The organism is Roseomonas gilardii, assembly GCF_001941945.1.
In the GTDB taxonomy this organism is placed as follows: Bacteria; Pseudomonadota; Alphaproteobacteria; order Acetobacterales; family Acetobacteraceae; genus Roseomonas.
Window position 1 is genome coordinate 3,078,886 of the sequence record NZ_CP015583.1, and the last position, 18,733, is coordinate 3,097,618.

Consider the following 18,733-nt stretch of genomic DNA (forward strand, 5'->3'; position numbering starts at 1 on the left):
GCTCTCCCAATGGGCCAAGCGCGGCAAGCTAGGGCCTGCAGCCCCTGGCTAATGTAATGATTTGGTTACACAAGCATCCGGGGCTTCGCGGTCGCCGCAACGGGGTGGGATTTTCCCCAACCTGCAAACCACGCCCGCCGTCAACTGCCTCTTTCGTGCTTTTGTGCGCCGCAACCCGACCGTTTTCCTATTTAACGTGCAAAAACAAAGACCTGGATTCATGCCCAGAGATGAGGCAAAGGGCTGCAACCCAGGAATGACGTGGCTTTTCGGGCCATAGCCACCATTTCATCCACGGGGTTATCCACAGCTTCCGGGGATAACCCGAAACCACCGGACCAGTCGCGCGCCATGGCCTTTGCCCACGAAGAATCCGCCCCCCTCGCCCCCATGGAAGGCCGCGAGGTCATCGAGAAGGCCCTGGCTACCCTGCCGCTCTCGCCGGGCGTGTACCGCATGCTCGATGCCAAGGGCGATGCCCTCTATGTCGGCAAGGCCCGCCAGCTCCGCAAGCGCGTGTACAACTACACCCAGGTCGCCCGCCTCCCGGACCGGCTGAAGCGCATGGTCTTCGAGACCCGTTCCCTGGAGGTGATCACCACCGCCTCCGAGGCCGAGGCGCTGCTGCTCGAAGCCAACCTGATCAAGAGGCTCCGCCCGCGCTTCAATATCGTCCTGCGCGACGACAAGTCCTATCCCTGGCTCGTCATCACCGAGGATCACGCCTACCCGCAGATCGGCAAGCACCGGGGGGAGCGGCGCAAGGGCGCCTCCTACTGGGGACCCTTCGCCTCCGCCTGGGCGGTGAACCAGACACTGACCGCGCTGCAGCGCGTCTTCCTGCTCCGCTCCTGCCGCGACAGCGTCTTCGAGAACCGCGACCGCCCCTGCCTGCTCTACCAGATCCGCCGCTGCTCCGCCCCCTGCGTCGGGCGGATCAGCGAGGCCGACTACGCCGACCTCACCCGCCAGGCGAAGCAGTTCCTTTCTGGCGAAACCCCCTCTATCCAGAAGAAGCTGGCGCACGAGATGGAGGAGGCCGCCGAGGCCCTGGAATTCGAGCGCGCCGCCGCCATCCGCGACCGCATCCGCGGCCTGACGCATGTCCAGGGCCGCGACCGCATCAACATGGAGGGCGTGGGCGACGCCGACATCGTCGCCGTCCACCAGGCCGCCGGCCAGTGCTGCGTGCAGGTCTTCTTCTTCCGCGGCGGGCGCAACAACGGCAACCGAGCTTTCTTCCCCTCCCATGCCCGGCAGGACATCCCGCCCGGCGAGGTGCTGGAGGCCTTCCTGGCCCAGCTCTACGACGACCTGCCGCCCCCGCCGCTGGTGCTGCTGAGCCACGACATCCCCGAGCCCGCCCTGCTGGCCGAGGCCCTCACCCTCAAGGCCGGCCGCAAGGTCGAGATCCACCGCCCCCAGCGCGGCGACAAGCGTGCCGCCGTGGAACACGCCGCCACCAACGCGCGGGAGGCGCTGGAGCGCAAGCTGGCCGAGGGCACCGCCCAGACCGCCCTGCTGGAAGGCGTGGCGAAGATCTTCGACCTGTCTTCCATCCCGGAGCGCATCGAGATCTACGACAACAGCCATATCCAGGGCGCCAACGCCTATGGCGTGATGGTGGTCGCCGGCCCCGGCGGCTTCATCAAGCCCGCCTACCGCAAGTTCTCCATCAAGGGCCCCGTCACCCCGGGCGACGACTTCGCCATGATGCGGGAGGTCTTCGAGCGCCGTTTCGCCCGCGCCCTGAAGGAGGACCCGGAGCGCGAGCAGGGCTCCTGGCCCGACCTCGTGCTCATCGATGGCGGACTCGGCCAGCTCAATGCCGCCCGCGACATCCTGGCAGAGATGGGCGTGGACGACGTCCCCCTGGTCGCCGTGGCCAAGGGGCCCGACCGTGACGCCGGCCGCGAATGGTTCCACCGCACCGGGCATGCCCCCTTCCAGCTCCCGCCCCGTGACCCGGTGCTCTACTATCTCCAGCGCCTGCGCGACGAAGCGCACCGCTTCGCCATCACCACCCACCGCGCCGGCCGCTCCAAGGCCCTGGTGAAATCGGAGCTGGACGAGGTGCCCGGCGTCGGCACCGCGCTGAAGCGCCGCCTGCTCAACCATTTCGGCTCCGTCCGCGGCGTCCGCAACGCGGGACTCGAGGATCTGGAGAACGCCCCCGGCATCGGCCCCTCCATGGCGCGCCGCATCTACGAGCACTTCCATCCCGGCGCAGTGGCGTCCCGCGAGGCAGCCGGGTAGAAGATCCCCGACGCCATGCCGACGGACCTGCCCAACCTCCTGACGCTGTCGCGGATCGCGGCGGTGCCCCTGCTCGTCCTGCTCGCCTATGGCGGCGGCGGCTGGGGCGACGTGGCCGCCTGCGCGGTCTTCTCCATCGCTGCCATCACCGACTATTTCGACGGCAAGATCGCCCGCGACCGGCAGATGACCTCCGCCTTCGGCCGGATGCTGGACCCGATCGCCGACAAGCTGCTGGTCGGCGCCGCCCTGATGCTGCTGGCCGGACTCGGGCGCCTCAGCCTCCTCGGCCTGCTGCCCGCCATCGTCATCCTGCTGCGGGAGATCCTGGTCTCCGGCCTGCGCGAATACCTGGCCAGCCTGCGTGTCGGCATGCCCGTCACCCGACTCGCCAAGTGGAAGACCGGCTTCCAGATGGGCGCCCTCGGCGTCCTCCTGGCCGGCGACACCGGCGCCCGCGCCCTCGGCCTCGGCTTCCTCCCGCTGTCCCTGCTGGGGGAGCTCGGCCTCTGGGCGGCCGCCGTCCTGACCATGATCACCGGCTGGGACTACATGATCTCCGGCCTCCGCCATGCCGGGGCACAGGACGCCCAGGCCGCCGCCACCCTGCGGGGCCGCTCCTGATCACCTGCCCTTGAGCGCTTACCGACACCGGTGCATGTTGCGCCCGCTTCGTCCTGGGGGAGTCTTATGCGGCATTCCATGATCGCGCGGCCGGGTTCGTGCCTCCTGCTGGCGCTGGCGCTGGCGCTGGCCGGCTGCTCGGATGGCCTCGTCGCGCCCTTCGGCCGCCGCCCGGCCCTGGTGGCCCCGGAAAGCGCCACCGCCGAGCGTATCCGGGGGCAGGACCCCACGCTTGCGCCCCTGACGCCGGAGGCCGGCAATGTCTGGCCGGATGCCGAGCCCGAGCGCGCCACGCTGATGAACCCGGACCGCGACACCTTCCGCGAGGACGTCACCTCCCCGGCCCTGGAACGCGCCGCCCGCGAGCGCGGCCGCGCCCCGCAGCCCCGCCTGCCGGACCTGAGCGAGCCCGGCCCGGGCCTGCCGCCCTCCGCCGCGCCGAATCCGCGCAACCCGCCGCCGGGCACCACCCTGCCCTCGCGCCGCCCGAGCACCACCCCGCCCGACAATCTGAGCACCCCGCCGCTGCCCTATCAGCCCGGCCGGCTCAGCGTTCCCGCCCAACCCGGCGACCCCGCCACCCCGCCGGCGCCGCGCCAGGACGGGCGCACCATCTTCACCCCGGACGGCGTGCCCAACACCACCACCGGCGGCACCAGCGCCGTGCAGGGCATCACGCGCCCCGGCGGCGCCAGCGGCACCGCCACGCCGCTGGGCAATTCCACCGTGATCACCGTGCCGGGGCAGAGCCCGCAGATCGTCCCCGACCGGCAATGACGCAAGCCATGGCCTCCCGCCCGTGATCCGGGTCCTCTACTTCGCCTGGGTGCGCCAGCGCACCGGCCTGGCCACCGAGGAGGTCGAACCGCCGCCGGAGGTCGCCACCATCGGCGCCCTGATGCGCTGGCTTGCCGCCCGCTCGCCCGGCCATGCCGCCGCCTTTGCCCAGCCGAAGCAGGTCCGCGCCGCGGTGAACCAGGAATTCCGCGGCCCGGAGGACCCCGTCGCCCCCGGGGACGAGGTCGCCTTCTTCCCGCCCGTGACCGGCGGCTGACCGCGCCATGGCCAGCCCTTCCCCGCTCCCGGGCCGCGTCGTGGTCGGCGAGGCCTCCTTCGACATCGCCGCCGAGACTGCCCTGCTGACGGAAGGCCGCGCCGATATCGGCGGCCTCGCCTCCTTCGCCGGCCTCTGCCGCGCCGATTCCGGCCTCGCCGCCATGACGCTGGAGCATTATCCGGGCATGACCGAGGCCGCGATCGCCGCGATCCGCGAGGAAGCCGCCCGGCGCTGGCCCCTGCTCGGCGCCACGGTGATCCACCGCGTGGGCCGCCTCCTGCCCGGCGAGCCCATCGTCCTGGTCCTCACCGCCAGCGCCCATCGCCTGGCCGCGCTGGAATCCTGCGCCTTCCTGATCGACTGGCTGAAGACCCGCGCGCCCTTCTGGAAGAGCGAGGAATTCCCCGACGGCCGCACCCGCTGGGTCGAGGCCAAGGCCGAGGACGACGCCATGGCCGAACGCTGGAGCCGGCCGGACCCCCGCCCCTGAGCCCATCCCCGGCCCCGCCCGCCGCATCCCGGTCCGGTGGCCGGCCCAGTGGCTGGCTTCCGGCCCTCGCCGCCATCCTGGCCGGTGCCCTGCTTCTGGTCTGGCCCGCCTTCCTCAACGGCTACCCGATCCTCTTCAGCGATACCGGCGCCTTTCTCCACCAGACGCTCGGCCCGCTGATGATCTGGGACAAGCCCTGGATCTACGGCCCCCTCCTCCATCTCTTCCACCAGCGCCAGACCCTCTGGCTTCCCCTGCTTGCCCAGGGGCTGATGCTGTCCCACCTCCTCTGGCTCGCCGCCCGAGTCCTCGGCGCTGCCACCCCCGCCCGGCACCTCTTCCTCGCCGCCGCCCTGGCGCTGCTCACCAGTGCCCCCTGGGCCGCCGCCCTGCTGATGCCGGACATCCTCACCCCGGCCGCCCTGCTCGCCCTCTTCCTGCTAGGCTTCGCCCGCCCCGCCTTGTCCCGGGGAGAAGCCCTCTACCTCCTGCTCCTCGCCACCCTGGCCATCGCCGCGCACCTGTCGAACCTGCCCCTCGCCGCGGCCCTGGCCGTCCTCACCCTCCTCCTGCGGCGCCGCTTCCGCCCCGCCCTCCGCGTTGCCGCGCCCCTGCTCGCCGCCTGCGGCCTGTTGCTGCTCACCAACGCCATTGGCCATGGACGGTGGTCGCTTTCCCCCTATGGCAGCACCTTCCTGCTCGCCCGCCTCGTGGCCAACGGCCCCGCCGCCCGCACCATCGCGGCGGAATGCCCGGCACGTGGCTGGTATCTCTGCGCCTGGGCCGGCCGCCTCCCCACCGACAGCGACGTCTTCCTCTGGGAACCCGACAGCCCGGTGAACCGCGACGCGGAGGGCCATCCGCGCTTCCTGGGCGGCGTCCTGCTGGCCCCGGAGGCTCGGGAGATCATCGCCGAGACCCTGCGCCGGGAGCCCCTGGCCGTCCTGCGCGACGCCCTCCGTGACACGGCCCGGCAGCTCGTCACCGAGGGCATCGGCGATACCCTGCCGCGCGGCACCGTGGGGGATGGCCTCGCCCTGCGCATCGCCAGCGGCTTCCCCCCCGCCGAATTGCGCCGCTTCGAGGATTCCGCCCAGATGCGCGGCCTCCTGCCGGAGCGCGCCGCTCCCTTCCTCATCCTCCAGGCCCCCGCGCTCATCCTCGCCGCCCTGGCACTGCCCATCCTGCTTTGGCGCCAGCGCCATGATCCCCGGCGCCGCGCCCTGGCCCTTTGTGTGCTCCTGGGCCTCGCCGCCAATGCCTTTGCCACCGGCGCCCTCAGCAAGCCGCACCAGCGTTACGGCGCCCGCATTGCCTGGCTTCTTCCTGCCGCCGCACTGATCCTGGCACAGCCCCGGCGGGAGACGGCACCGCGCCCCTAACAGTCCGTTCCGTTGTGGAATCCGATTGCCGTTCCTGCTAAACTGCTATACGCAGTTAAGCATGACGGACACGCCGCTCACCGCCATTGCCTCCAGCAACGACCCGCCTTTGGCGGAACGCGCCTATCTGCGGCTGCGGGAAGCGATCGCCGACGGCACACTGGCCGCCGGCAGCAAGATCTCGGAGCGCGGCCTGGCCGCCGCGCTCGGCATCTCGCCGCAGCCGGTGCGCGAGGCCCTGCGCCGCCTGGAAGGCGAGGGCATGGTGGAAAGCCGCCCGCGCAGCGGCACCTTCGTCGCGGAGCTCACCCCCGCCCGCCTCGCCGAGATCGGCCATATCCGCGCTGCGCTGGAAGGCGCCGCCACCGGCATCGCCGCGCGCCGCGCCACCCCGGCCGACATCGCGGCGCTTCGCACCCGGCTCGCCGCCATCCGCGGCGCCACGGCACTGGGCGACGCCGCCGCCCTGGCGGAGGCCAATGACAGCTTCCACCGCACCCTGCACGCCATCACCGGCAACGCCTTCCTGATCCGCAGCCTGCAGGCCCTGCGCGCCTATTTCCATGTCGGCAGCCGCCGCGTCCTGGGCGGCGAGGAGCAGTTCCGGCAGGCGGAAGCCGAGCATGCCGCCATCGTCGAGGCCATCGCCGCCGGCGAGGCCGAGCACGCCGAGGCCCTCATGCAGGCCCATGCCATGCGCTCGCTCCGCGTCGCCTTCCCGGAGGAAGCGGCCTGACCCCTTCTTCCTGAACGCCTACCAGGCGTCTCGTGGCGCCGCAGGGATGGCCTCTTCGTGGCCAGGCCGGCGTCTACATCGCGGTTCCACCGCCCATCCACCAGATCCGCGATCCAGCGGGCATTCATCCAACAAGCCGGACCACCACCGGCCCATGACCCTGGGAGGTCGATCCGCATGTCCGAGACGATCGCAACAGCCCCCGCCGTGATGGCCGCGCGCAAGAGCCGCGTCCGCCACTGGCTGCTTGCCCTGATCCTTTTCCTGTCCACCGTCGCCTATGCCGACCGCTCCATCCTCTCGATGGCGGGCTCCGGCATCCGGCAGGAATTCGGCCTGTCCGCCGTCCAGCTCGGCTTCATCCTTTCCGCCTTCAGCTGGGCCTATGTGGTCGGCCAGATCCCCGGCGGGCTGCTGCTCGACCGCTTCGGTACCAAGACCGTCTACGGCGTCGCCCTGCTGCTCTGGTCGGCGGCCACCTTCGTGATCGGCTTCATCGGCGAGCTCGGCGTCAGCACCGCCACCGCCGTCGTGCTCTTCTTCACCCTGCGCTTCGCCCTGGGCTTCATCGAATCCCCCGCCTTCCCGGCCAATGGCCGCATCGCGGTGATGTGGTTCCCCAAGGACGAGCGCGGCCTTGCCACCTCGATCTTCGCCTCCGCCTCCTACTTCGCCGTCGCCATCTTCTCGCCCCTCGCCGGCTGGCTGGTCTCGCGCTACGGCTGGCCCTGGCCCTTCTTCGTGCTGGGCGCCATCGGCTTCCTCGCCTTCTTCGTGTGGCAGCACTTCATGCACGAGCCGCGCAAGCACCCGAAGGTGACGCAGGCCGAGCTCGACCACATCATCGCGGGCGGCGCCCTGGTCGATATCGACAGCCCGCAGCAGCGCCAGACCGCCGCCGGCAAGCCCGTCGCGGCCCGCCCCAGCGGCACCTTCCGCGCCCTGCTGACCAACCGCATGCTCTGGTGCGCCTATATCGGCCAGTACTGCACCATCGCGCTCAGCTACTTCTTCATCACCTGGTTCCCGATCTACCTGGTCCAGGCGCGTGGCATGGACATCCTGAACGCCGGCTTCGCCACCGTCGCGCCCTCCATCTTCGGCTTCCTCGGCGGCGTCTGCGGCGGCCTCATCTCCGACGCGCTGATCCGCGCCGGCTGGTCCGTCACCTGGGCCCGCAAGACACCCTACATCCTCGGCATGCTCGCCGCCGCCACCCTGGCGCTGGCCGCCACCTCCGACAGCAACGCCATGGTCATCGCCCTGATGTCCTTCGCCTTCTTCGGCAAGGGCGTGGCCGCCGGCGCCGGCACCTGGGCCGTGGTCAGCGACACCGCGCCGAAGGAGGCCGTCGGCCTCGCCGGCGCCGTCTTCAACTGCGTCGGCAACATCGCCGGCATCGTGACGCCGATCGTCTTCGGCTACATCGTCGCCACCACCGGCAGCTACGGCATCGGCCTCTACTTCGTCGCCGCCCACTGCATCGTCGCCGCCCTCGTCTTCCTGCTGCTCATGGGCCGCATCGAGCGCGTCGGCGGCGAAGGCAAGGCCACCGCCTGATGCTCCGTCCCCGGGAAAGGCGCCGCCTCTCCCGGACCCTCCCCGCCGGGGACCATGATGGGGGACCGAAGCCGGTCGCAGGGTCCTGGTGGAGTGGGGGTTTGGGGGCGAGGCGACGCCTTGCCCCCAGGGCGCCACGCCACCGGATTGACGCCCCGCCACGAAACCCGTCCCCTTCGGACCCAGACCGAAGGAGTCCCGCCGCATGACCTCCCCCCGCGAAGCCCTGGCCGCGCTGCAGCCCGAGATGACCGAATGGCGCCGGGACTTCCACGCGCACCCGGAAATCGGCTTCGAGGAGCACCGCACCAGCGAGATCGTGGCGCGGAAGCTGGAGGAATGGGGCATCGAGGTGCATCGCGGCATCGGCAAGACCGGCGTCGTCGGCGTGCTGCGCGGCCGCAATGCCGGCGCGGGCGGCAACCGCGCCATTGGCCTGCGCGCCGACATGGATGCCCTGCCGATGGAGGAAGCCAACGGCTTCGACCACCGCTCGCGGAATCCTGGCCGCATGCATGCCTGCGGCCATGACGGCCACACCACCATGCTGCTCGGCGCCGCGAAATACCTGGCCGAGACGGGCAACTTCTCCGGCACCGTCCACCTGATCTTCCAGCCCGCGGAGGAAGGGCTGGCCGGTGCCAAGGCCATGCTCGACGACGGCTTGCTGGAACGCTTCCCCTGCGACGCCGTCTACGGAATCCATAACAGCCCCGATCGGCCGCTCGGCACCGCCCAGGCCCTCACCGGCACGGCACTCGCCGCCATCGACTATTTCAGCGTCATGCTGCGTGGCCGCTCCGCCCATGGCGGGCACCCGCAGCAGGGCATCGACACCGTCGCTATGGCGGCACAGGTGATCAACGCGCTCAACGCCATCCCCTCACGGCAGGTGGACGCGCTGGAATCCGCCATCATCAGCATCGGCCAGATCCATGGCGGCACCTCCGATATCGTGCTGCCGGAAAGCATCGAGCTGCGCGGCTCCGTCCGCACGCTGAAGCCGGAGATCCGCGACCGCGTCGAGGCCCTCTTCCGCCGCGCCGTCAGCCTTACCGCCGAGGCACAAGGCGGCAAGGCGGAGATCAGCTACCGCCGCGCCTATCCGCCCACCATCAACACGCCCGGCGAGACCGACCGCGCCGCCCTGGCCGCTGCCGCCATCCTCGGCGAGGGCAAGGTCCATCGCGACGGCCATCCGCTCCTGGCCGGGGAGGATTTCGCCTTCCTGCTGGAACGCGTCCCCGGCGCCTACCTGATGTTCGGCCAGCGGGACGGCGAGCGCGGCGGCACGCCCGTCCACAACCCGCTCTACGACTTCAACGACGACCTGCTGCCCATCGGCGCCGGCTACCTCGCCGCACTGGTGGAACAGGAACTCGGCTGAACCCGGCGGGGCGGGGCGGCGCCATCCCTCGCGGCGCCCCGTCCTCTCGATCTCCTGGCCACCGGTTCAGCTCCCCGGCCGCAGCACATAGCCCCGGTGCCGCACCGTCTGCAGGAAGCGCGGCTCGCGCGGGTCCGGCTCGATCTTCCGCCGCAGCCGCGTCACCTGCACGTCCACCGCCCGCTCCCCGGCATCCGGCGTGCCCAGTGCCTCGGCGATCTCCTCGCGCGACAGCACCTCTCCGGCCCGCCCCGCCAGCGCGGTCAGCAGCGCCGCCTCCCCGCCGGTCAGCCGCATCACGCCGTCGGCCCCGCGCAACTCGCCCCGCTCCGGATCGAACCAGCGCGACCCGAGCTGCACCGGCGTCAGCGAATGCGCCACCGGCGCCGGGACGGCGACGCGCCGCAGGATGGCCTTCGCCCGCTGCACCAGTTCGCGCGGGTCGAAGGGCTTGGCGAGGTAGTCGTCCGCCCCGTGCTCAAACCCCGCCACGCGGTCATCCGGTGACCCGGCGGCGGTGAGCATCAGCACTGGCACCTCCTGGCCCTCACGGCGCAGCGATTCCACCAGTTCCAGCCCGGTCTCGCCCGGCATCATCACGTCCAGCACCAGCATATCGAAGGCCATGGCGCCCAGCGCCTGCCGCGCCGCCGCCGCATCCCCCGCCACCGAGACGCGGAAGCCCTGCTCGGCCAGGAAGCGCTGCAACAGGGAACGCAGGCGCGGATCGTCGTCCACCACCAGCAGGTGCGGCTGCTCGCTCATCGCCGCGTCCCCGGATGCTCCCCGGGCGCTATGCCAGGCGGCGCACCGGACAGCCCCCCGCCTGCCCCGCCGTGCAGAGCTCCGGACGGCCGGGCCGGGCCACCGGGCAGCGCCCCGCCATCGCCTGCAGGCCGCCCCGGGCTCCCCCCACGTGGCCCGGCCTGCCCCGATGCCTCGGCCGAGCCCGTGGCGACCCGCTCGACCAGACTGCGCGTGGCCGGAGCCATCAGCCCCTGCATGACACGGCGAAACCCGTCCACCGCGGCGGGCCCGGCCTCGCGATAGGCCCGGATCACCGTCTCCCGCTGCCGCTCGAAGAGTCGCCGTTCCAGTGCCCGTCCCGCTTCCGTCAGGCTCAGCAGCCGCTGCCGCCGGTCGGCCCGGCCCATCGCCTGCTCGACATAGCCGCCCTCTACCAGCGGGGTGAGGACGCGGCCCAGCGACTGCTTGGTGATGTCCAGGATGGTGAGCAGCTCGCCCACCGTCAGCCCGGGTCGTCGGCCGACGAAGTGCAGCACGCGGTGATGCGCGCGGCCCAGCCCGATCTCGGCCAGCATGGCATCGGCCCCCGCGGTGAAGTCGCGGTAGCCGAAGAACAGCAGGTCCTGCGCCGCGCGAAGCTCCTCCTCGCGCAGGAAGAGATGCTCACGGCCGGCGGAGACGGGTGTTTTCTCCTTCACGGCGGAATGTCCTCCCGGAAGCCCGTCAGGCATGGCGGGCATGACTCCCTGTTGGGTCAGGTTTGTTGACACAAAACGAAGCAAAGGTCTAGTTTTCGCCCTGTGAAGCAATTTTATTTCTTAAAACACGTCTAAGAGGTTCCAAACATGTCTCTTCTGCCTTTCGACGACCGCGACGGCTGGATCTGGATGGATGGTGAGTTCCTCCCCTGGCGCGAGGCGAAGCTGCATGTCCTGACCCACGGCCTGCATTATGCCTCCGGCATCTTCGAGGGCGAACGCTGCTATGCCGGAAACATCTTCAAGCTGCGCGAGCATACCGAACGCCTGATCCGGTCCGGACGCCTCCTCGGCTTCGAGATCCCCTTCACCGCCGACGAGATCGACGCCGCCTCGATCGAGACCGTGCGCCGCAACGGACATACCGAGGCCTATGTCCGCCCGGTCGCCTGGCGCGGTTCGGAGATGCTGGCCGTCTCCGCCCAGAAGACGAAGATCCATCTCGCCATCGCCTGCTGGGGCTGGCCGAACCTGTTCGGCGAGAACCGCATGAAAGGCGTCCGACTCGGCATGGCCAAATGGCGCCGCCCGGCCCCCGACACGGCCCCCACCGCCTCCAAGGCGTCCGGCCTCTACATGATCGGCACCCTGTCCAAGCATGCGGCGGAGGCCGAGGGCTTCGACGACGCCATGATGCTCGACTTCAAGGGCGACGTGGCCGAGGCGACCGGCGCCAACGCCTTCTTCGTCTTCGACGGAGAGCTGCACACCCCGACCCCTGTCTGCTTCCTGGATGGCATCACCCGCCGCACGGTGATGCGCCTCGCCCGGAACCGCCAGATCAAGGTGGTGGAGCGCACCATCCGGGCCGAGGAACTGCCCAGGGCCACCGAGGTCTTCCTGGCCGGCACCGCCGCCGAGGTGACACCGGTCCGCGCCATCGGCGAACACGCCTATACCCCGGGCCGGATCACCGAGACCCTGCTCGCCGACTACGAGAAGCTGGTGCGGATGTCGCCCGAGGAAGTGCACCGCGTCGCGGCCTGACGTGCCCACGGCGGGGCGGGCCATCCGCCCCAACGACACTTCGCCCCCCCAGGAGCACGATGATGCAGGCCACGACGAACGGATACAGGATTGCATGGGCGTTGCTCCTCCTGCTCGCGGTCGCGAACATCGCGGGCTATGCCTTCGATCTGTACCAGGCGTTCTGGTGGTTCGACCGCGTCCTGCATGCCTGCACCATCCTCGCCATCACCTTCTGGCTCGCCGTCATCGTCTTCGCCCCGGCTCTCAGGGCAGGGCCGCCGCATCCGCTCCTGGCCTTCCTCCTGATCGTCGGCATCGGGGTCGCGGTCGGCGCGCTTTGGGAAGTCGCGGAATGGAGCTTCGACCAGATCGCCCCCGGCAATGTCATCAAGGGCAAGCACGACACGATCCTGGACATCGTCATGGACACTCTCGGCGCCATGGTCGCGGGCCTCGCGGCCATGCGGTGCCTGCGGTCCCCCGCCCCCGCCGACCCGGCGCGCGGCACGAGGCTGGCACGCCAGGCACCGGAAAGCTGATCACCATGCACCCGCCACTAGCCCAGCAGGAAAACCCCTGATGTTCTTCGACAATTGGTTCGGCCTGCTCCGGGTCGTGGTGGTCGGGACCATCGCCTATCTTTCCTTGGTGATCCTGCTGCGCAGCTTCGGCAAGCGCACCCTGGCCAAGCTCAACGCCTTCGACCTGGTCGTCACCGTGGCGCTGGGCTCCATCCTGGCCACCGTCCTGCTGAGCAAGTCGGTCGCCCTGCTGGAAGGCCTGACCGCCTTCGTTCTTCTGGCGACGCTGCAATACGCCATCGCCTGGCTGTCGCTCAGGTCCGAATGGTTCCGTGACCTGGTGAAGTCCGAGCCGACCCTGCTGCTGCACCAGGGGCGTTACCTTCACGGCGCGATGCGCGAGCAACGCATCACGGAGCCGGAGATCCTGGCCGCCCTGCGCAATGCCGGTGCCGCCGATCCCCGGCAGGTCGCCGCCGTGGTGCTGGAAAGCGACGGCAGCCTCAGTGTCATCCAGGACGCCGCTCCGGACGGCGGCGGCAGCCTGGCGAACCTCCGCGGCAGCGGGCAGGAGACAGGCTGACCCCCTGGCCGTGACACCGGTCCGCGACACCGCTCCGGGCCGGCGCGGACGCGGCCCCAGGATGCGCACCGCCCCGCGCGCGCGCCCCTCGCCCGTGCTATCCTCCCCGCCTCGACCCATGGGCACCGCCTGCCCCTGAGCAGCGCCACCGACCCGCTTCGCGGAGGGACAGCAGACATGGCCGAGGCCTCCAAGCCAGGCTCCGCCCTTCCCGCCCACAGCGTCGGCCTGGCCGAGCTCCGCCGTGGGGAGCCCGACCCCGCCAGCCTCCCAGCCGCGCCGCCTGCCCCTCGCCGCGGCCGCGCCACCGCTGCCGGGAGGTTCCGCCGCTGGATGAACGTCCTGGTCCCGCGTGGCCTGCTCGGCCGCGCCCTGCTGATCGTGCTGGTGCCGATGCTGGTGCTCCAGGGAATCGCCCTGCAACTCTTCTACGGCAACCACCTCGACGTCATCTCCCGCCGCCTCGCCGCCGGCATGGCGGGCGAGATCGGCATGGTGGTCGAGATGATCCAGCACGCCCCGTCCGGCTCGGACACGAGCTGGATCTTCCGCGAGGCCGCCTGGCGCCTCGACCTCTCCATGGCCTTCGAGCCCGGCGCCATCCTGTCCAGCCGCGACCAGCCGCGCTCCGCCTCCCTGCCCCTGCTGCCGCTGGAGGAGGATCTGCAGAACGCCCTGCGCGAGCGCCTGCTGCTCCGCTTCGACGCCGACTGGCAGAGCGACCCGCGCAGCGTCATCGTGCGCGTCCAACTCCCCGACGGCGTGCTTCACGTGGAAGCGCCCCGCAAGCGCCTCTTCACCGGCACGCTCTACCTCTTCGTCATCTGGCTGGTCGGCGCCTCCGCCCTGCTCTTCCTGATCGCCGCCCTGTTCATGAAGAACCAGGTCCGCGCCCTGCGCCGCCTCGCCGCGGCGGCGGAGGCCTTCGGCATGGGCCGCGACCAGGGTCCGGTGAAGCCCGAGGGCGCCACCGAGGTCCGTCAGGCCGCCACCGCCTTCAACCGCATGCATGCCCGAATCCGACGCTTCGTCGCCCAGCGCACCGACATGCTGGCCGGCATCAGCCACGACCTGCGCACCCCCCTCACCCGCATGCGCCTCGCGCTCGCCATGCTGCCCGTTCCGCCGGACGATCCGGGCTTCGAGCAGGACATCGCCGACCTCACCCATGACGTGGAGGAGATGGAGCGCATGGTCGCCGGCTACCTCGCCTTCGCGCGCGGCGAGGTGGAGGGCAAGCCTGGCCCGGTGGACCTTGTTGATCTGGCGCAGCACGTCGCCGCCCGGGCCCGCCGCGACGGCGCCGCCGTTGCCCTGCACGCCCCGGAAACCCTGGTCCTGCCGGCGCGTGGCGACGCGCTGCGCCGCTGCCTCGCCAACCTCACCGACAATGCCCGCAAGCATGCCGGCCGCATCACGCTGACGGTGGAACGGGTGGACGAGCACTGGGCGCAGGTGATCGTGGACGACGATGGCCCCGGCATCCCCCCCGAACAGCGCGAGGAAGCCTTCAAGCCCTTCGCCACGCTCTCCGGCAACAGCACCGGCCTGGGCCTCGCCATCGCCCGCGACATCGCCCGCGCCCATGGCGGCGACGTGATCCTGGAGGACAGCCCCCTGGGCGGCCTCCGCGCCCGCATCCGCCTGCCGGCCTGACAAGACAGGACTGCTGAGCCGAGAGGATTCCACCCCGGCTCATAACCTTGTCCGGCTCGCCTTCCAGAGCGGCCCAGCCGATTAAGTGTTGCTAAATCGCATCGAAATCATTCAAGTTCCATCATTGAGGGATGGAGCCAAAAAAGAGATGCGGGCGTGGGGTTGGTGACGCACCTGTACGGTGTCGCGCAGCGACTGCTCCGGCGCCTGTTCCCCAGCCGCCTCGGAAAGATAGCACTCGCCATCGTTCCGGTCTGGTTCGCCTTCGGGCCTGATTACTTCGGCTCCGCTGACAACACCGAGCGCATGTCACGCCAGATGGTGGACCGCCTGCGGGCTTTCGATCCTCCGGCGACGCCATCGGATCGCATCTCGGTGGTGCTGGTGCGTCATGACACATTCCATGCGCCGGCTCTTGGCGACCGCCAGGAAAGCTGGCCGCCGAGCTTCGCCTTCTGGAGCGAATTGCTCGATTCCCTCTTTCAACGCAGCCCGCACGCAGTCTTTCTGGATGTGGTGCTCGGCGTCGACCGCCCGCCCTACCAGTACGAGGACTCCCCCGCGCTGAGTCTCAGGGAACTCGCGCAGACGCATGACGGTAACCTGGGCTCCCGCTTGGTGCTGGCGGAAGATGGCACGACCGCCATCGCGCGCTGGCAGGCTCATCTCCGCACCAGGAAGGCCGCAAGCCTGGATGCTCGGACCGCGGTGCAATCTTGCCAGGAAGCCGCCTCCACGCCCGGATGCCTCCGCACTTCGCTGTCCCCATCGCTGGCTGATGTCGTCCCGGTCGACCGCCGGGCCTTCATCAACTGGGACACCCGCCTGGAAGACCCGCGCCAATACCCGCTCTTCGAAACCTATGGAGAGAGCGGGCCGGACGGCCGAAAGCTCCCTCCACTTCTTGGTCGGATGCCCGCCACGGTGCTCGCATCCATGGCCTGTTCGTCCGGCGGCCCTTTATCCTCCGCACCGCCAAGCTGGTGCACTTCAGGAGAAGCCCCGTCGCAGTCCGGAGCAGGACCACTCGACTGGTTGCAGATCCCGAAGACAGCACAGGACCCGGAACAGCCGCCCCACCCCGCCCTTCTGCCACGCTGGTCCGTCTATGGCGAAGCGACGATCCCGGACACGGCACAGGATACGGACCTCACCACGGCCGCCTGCACACACTACCCAGCGGAGCAAGCAAATTCCTTCTTCCGCCGCACCTTCCGCAAGGTTGGCATCGCCTTGCTGTCCGCCCTCCCCGCGTTTGATGACCTGGGCACGAGACGCTTCTTCGATCTGCCCGCCTTTTCCCTGGATGGCCGACAGCGCGCCCGTCCCACGGACCTGCCCTGCTGGCCATTCCCGGTGATCTTCGCCACCGACCTGCTCCGGCCTGTCTCGGCAGCCGACGAGGAGGCTCTCGGGAATGCCCTGCGGAACCGGCTCGTCCTGGTGGGAACCGCGCTGGAAAACAGCGGCGACACCATCGTTTCCCCCCTGCACGGCACCGTGCCCGGCGTCTTCCTGCATGCCGTGGCACTGGACACGATGCTGGCCACAGGACGCCAGTTCCCCGCCCGGCCCGATGACAGGGCGAAGGGTTGGGCAGCCAACACGGAAAAGGTGGTGAAGAGCGGGATCGTCATTGCCTCCACCTTTGCCATCCTCTTCCCGGTCCTCTGGCCGTCCATGGTGGCTGCCCTGCTGCTGGCCCTCGGGGCCTTGCTCCTCCCCGCTCTGCTCAGCCCTGAGATCCTCGCCCCGCTGAATGTGGCCGACCTCATGCAGACCGCTCTGGTCGCCGCCGGCACCGTGATCATTGACGCGGCGAAGGATCGCCTCGTTGCCGCGAAGCGTGACGACACTGAACAAGGATTGTGAAAGGCATGACGACCCTGCGCCCTGTGCTCCTCGTGCTTCTGCTGCTGGCGATGCCTGGTTGGGTCCTCGCCGAGCAGGTCATGAGCGTCGTGGGGGATTCCCTCCGCGTCCAGTATGATGACACCTCCGGATGGGTTTCCGTTCCCAGATCCAGCCTCCGGTTGCCTCTTCCGGTCCTGTCGGGCACCGAGACCCGGCTCAAGGTTCGCATCGACGGCCGTGACGCCACCATCCTTCGCCGGGACGTCCATCTATCCGATTCGTCCACCGCTGCCGGCACCTGCGAGCAGCTCACCTCCCGCCCCCAGACGCGACCCGGCATCGCCGGCTCCAACACCGGCAGTTGCGTCTACCGCAGCCGCTGACCCCCCCCCGTCCGCGGAACGGGGCCACCTGACCGCGGCACCTCTCCCCCCGGACATGTCGAGAACTGCGATGCCTGTGCTTCTGTCCTCGATCCCGAAGGCACTCCCTTTGCTGCTTCTGTCAGCCGTGCTGCTGGCCGGCTGCGCCGCTCGGATCCCCGACCGCAGGGTGAGTGAGGACCCGGAGGTCCACGCCACCGCGCGCCAAGCGATGGCGAGCGCCGCACCTGCCGTCCAGGGGCGCTCCCTATCGGGGGCCCCCGTCGCACTGGCCGACCGCCCGGTGATCAACAGCCCCGCCCTGCAGCGCGCCCTGCACGACATCCTCGGCCGTGTCGTGGCAGGCTGGACCGAGACGTCGCCCAGCCCTCCCATCGAGATCTTCGTGCTGGCCGACCGCAGCTATGGCGCCAGCGCGATCCCCGGCAACCAGATCTTCGTGAATCTGGGCGTCCTCATCGCCGCGGAGTACGAGGACGAGATCGCCTTCGTGCTGGGCCATGAATCCGGCCATGTCCTCCTCGGCCACCTGATGGAACGACGCAGGTGGCAGGGAGGCGCCCAGCGGGCCATCGGTCTGGCCGCCGACGGCGTCTCCTACGGCACCATGCTGTCGAAAACGCGCGTCACCGCCAGCGCAGGCAGCGGCGTAAGGACCAGCACCAACCTGGATCAGGCCGACCGCGACGTCATCACCGCCGCGGCCAGCGGCATGCGTCTCGCCTCCACGCTGACCCAGGAGCTGGGCGATGCGCTGTTCAGCCGGGGGCAGGAAACCCAGGCTGATCAGTTCGGCCTCGATCGCGCCATCAAGGCAGGCTATTCGGCGGAAGGAGCTGCCTCCTTCTTCAAGGTCCTGGCCGCCTCCGAGAAGCAGCGGGAGCAGGAGGCCGCTGTGCTGCGCGGCAGCATGAACCAGAGCGTCCAGCTTGCCACGACGATCGCCACCCGCGGCGTGCGCGACCCGACAGGCGGACTCCTCGGCAAGGCTGTCCCGATCGTCTCCCTTGGTTTCGAGAAAGCCTTCTCGCAGGCCGTCAGTCCCCTGACGGAGCGCTACTTCTCTCTCGAAACCCGCCGCACGGCCTTGCATGACTACGAGGTCAAGCACTGGCCGCAGGCTGTGGAGACGGAGCCCCGCCCCTCACCCTTCCGTACGGGCAGCCTGGGACGGGAGGTGGCGGAACTCGCCAGGGGCGTGGCCGCCTACGACGAAGTGGATCTGTCCCTTTCCCGGCAGGATCTGCCCACCGCCGCACGCGCCGCCGAAACGCCCTCCCTCAACCGGCTGCCCGTGCTCCGCGCCATGGCCCGTGCCCATGTGGCCCAGGCGCGCGGCCAAACGGCCGAAGCCCTACGCGAGGCTGCGCGCGCCCGCACCGCGCCGGAAGCCACGCCGGGTGCCTACACGCTGGAGGCCGAGCTGCTCAACCAGATGGGACAGCACGGTCAGGCCATCCGGATCCTGGAGGAAGGCGAGACACGCTTCGGCACGCGGGAACCTTTCCTCGTCGCCCGTGCCGGTACCTTCGCGCTGGCCGGCAACACCACGGCGATGCAGCAGGCACAGCAGGAATGCGACGCCACGGGCGATGCCACGATCGGACGCGCCTGCTACGTCGCCTCGCGACATGGCAGCGAGGACAAGCCCCAACGCTTCGTGCCCCCATCGACATCCCCACCGAATCTGCTTTCCGACCCGATGAAGTCCCTGCGTCAGCTCTGGCGGTGAATCTGGCCTCCTGAACGTCACCATGCCTGCAACAAGGA

At 70.1% G+C, this 18,733-nt stretch carries 18 protein-coding genes; 16 read left to right on the forward strand and 2 right to left on the reverse strand.

Annotation, left to right across the window (positions count from 1 at the left end):
* The first annotated feature begins 351 nt into the window (after positions 1 to 351).
* From uvrC to RGI145_RS14215, 9 genes are all read left to right on the forward strand, one after another.
* A complete protein-coding gene (uvrC, locus tag RGI145_RS14175; protein ID WP_075798849.1) occupies positions 352 to 2,256 on the forward strand; it encodes an excinuclease ABC subunit UvrC in 1,905 nt (634 codons plus the stop codon).
* A 15-nt stretch (positions 2,257 to 2,271) separates the two neighbouring features.
* Positions 2,272 to 2,880: a CDP-diacylglycerol--glycerol-3-phosphate 3-phosphatidyltransferase gene (gene pgsA / locus RGI145_RS14180; RefSeq protein WP_027281627.1), complete on the forward strand. Its 609-nt coding sequence runs from the start codon at positions 2,272 to 2,274 to the stop codon at positions 2,878 to 2,880.
* 78 nt (positions 2,881 to 2,958) lie between these two features.
* Entirely contained in the window at positions 2,959 to 3,657 is a 699-nt protein-coding gene (locus RGI145_RS14185) for a hypothetical protein (protein ID WP_156878545.1), read from the forward strand.
* Between the two features lie 22 nt (positions 3,658 to 3,679).
* On the forward strand, positions 3,680 to 3,934 hold the full coding sequence (moaD, locus tag RGI145_RS14190) for a molybdopterin converting factor subunit 1 (protein WP_083670726.1): 255 nt from the start codon (positions 3,680 to 3,682) through the stop codon (positions 3,932 to 3,934).
* 7 nt (positions 3,935 to 3,941) lie between these two features.
* Complete coding sequence (locus tag RGI145_RS14195) at positions 3,942 to 4,427, forward strand: molybdenum cofactor biosynthesis protein MoaE (RefSeq protein ID WP_075798851.1); 486 nt, start codon at positions 3,942 to 3,944, stop codon at positions 4,425 to 4,427.
* A gap of 179 nt (positions 4,428 to 4,606) precedes the next feature.
* Positions 4,607 to 5,809, forward strand: a complete 1,203-nt coding sequence (locus tag RGI145_RS14200; protein WP_075798852.1) for a hypothetical protein — start codon at positions 4,607 to 4,609, stop codon at positions 5,807 to 5,809.
* Positions 5,810 to 5,870: 61 nt separating this feature from the next.
* Positions 5,871 to 6,545 (forward strand): GntR family transcriptional regulator, encoded by a 675-nt coding sequence (locus tag RGI145_RS14205; protein ID WP_075798853.1) that lies wholly within the window; start codon positions 5,871 to 5,873, stop codon positions 6,543 to 6,545.
* 177 nt (positions 6,546 to 6,722) lie between these two features.
* Entirely contained in the window at positions 6,723 to 8,105 is a 1,383-nt protein-coding gene (locus tag RGI145_RS14210; RefSeq protein ID WP_075798854.1) for an MFS transporter, read from the forward strand.
* Positions 8,106 to 8,310: 205 nt separating this feature from the next.
* Positions 8,311 to 9,492: a M20 aminoacylase family protein gene (locus RGI145_RS14215; protein WP_075798855.1), complete on the forward strand. Its 1,182-nt coding sequence runs from the start codon at positions 8,311 to 8,313 to the stop codon at positions 9,490 to 9,492.
* Between the two features lie 66 nt (positions 9,493 to 9,558).
* Here RGI145_RS14215 and RGI145_RS14220 read toward each other — a convergent pair whose 3' ends face one another.
* Complete coding sequence (locus RGI145_RS14220; protein WP_075798856.1) at positions 9,559 to 10,257, reverse strand: response regulator; 699 nt, start codon at positions 10,255 to 10,257, stop codon at positions 9,559 to 9,561.
* A complete protein-coding gene (locus RGI145_RS14225) occupies positions 10,254 to 10,937 on the reverse strand; it encodes a MarR family winged helix-turn-helix transcriptional regulator (RefSeq protein ID WP_418314481.1) in 684 nt (227 codons plus the stop codon). The genes RGI145_RS14220 and RGI145_RS14225 overlap by 4 nt, the downstream gene beginning before the upstream one ends.
* 147 nt (positions 10,938 to 11,084) lie before the next feature.
* On the opposite strand from RGI145_RS14225, the gene RGI145_RS14230 reads away from it, so the two are divergent.
* The 7 genes from RGI145_RS14230 (at position 11,085) to RGI145_RS14260 (ending at position 18,695) form a co-directional block, all read left to right on the forward strand.
* Complete coding sequence (locus RGI145_RS14230) at positions 11,085 to 11,984, forward strand: branched-chain amino acid aminotransferase (RefSeq protein ID WP_075798857.1); 900 nt, start codon at positions 11,085 to 11,087, stop codon at positions 11,982 to 11,984.
* A gap of 101 nt (positions 11,985 to 12,085) precedes the next feature.
* On the forward strand, positions 12,086 to 12,505 hold the full coding sequence (locus RGI145_RS14235) for a DUF2238 domain-containing protein (RefSeq protein ID WP_075798858.1): 420 nt from the start codon (positions 12,086 to 12,088) through the stop codon (positions 12,503 to 12,505).
* Between the two features lie 40 nt (positions 12,506 to 12,545).
* Complete coding sequence (locus RGI145_RS14240) at positions 12,546 to 13,070, forward strand: DUF421 domain-containing protein (RefSeq protein ID WP_075798859.1); 525 nt, start codon at positions 12,546 to 12,548, stop codon at positions 13,068 to 13,070.
* A 333-nt stretch (positions 13,071 to 13,403) separates the two neighbouring features.
* Positions 13,404 to 14,726 carry an ATP-binding protein gene (locus RGI145_RS14245; RefSeq protein ID WP_075800072.1) on the forward strand — a complete coding sequence of 441 codons (1,323 nt, stop codon included), beginning with the start codon at positions 13,404 to 13,406 and terminating at the stop codon, positions 14,724 to 14,726.
* Positions 14,727 to 14,891: 165 nt separating this feature from the next.
* Positions 14,892 to 16,598, forward strand: coding sequence for a CHASE2 domain-containing protein (locus RGI145_RS14250; protein WP_167668282.1), 1,707 nt, complete (start codon positions 14,892 to 14,894; stop codon positions 16,596 to 16,598).
* 5 nt (positions 16,599 to 16,603) lie between these two features.
* Positions 16,604 to 16,963, forward strand: coding sequence for a hypothetical protein (locus RGI145_RS25120; protein ID WP_075798861.1), 360 nt, complete (start codon positions 16,604 to 16,606; stop codon positions 16,961 to 16,963).
* A gap of 169 nt (positions 16,964 to 17,132) precedes the next feature.
* Positions 17,133 to 18,695, forward strand: coding sequence for a M48 family metallopeptidase (locus RGI145_RS14260; RefSeq protein WP_156878546.1), 1,563 nt, complete (start codon positions 17,133 to 17,135; stop codon positions 18,693 to 18,695).
* Positions 18,696 to 18,733: the final 38 nt, after the last annotated feature.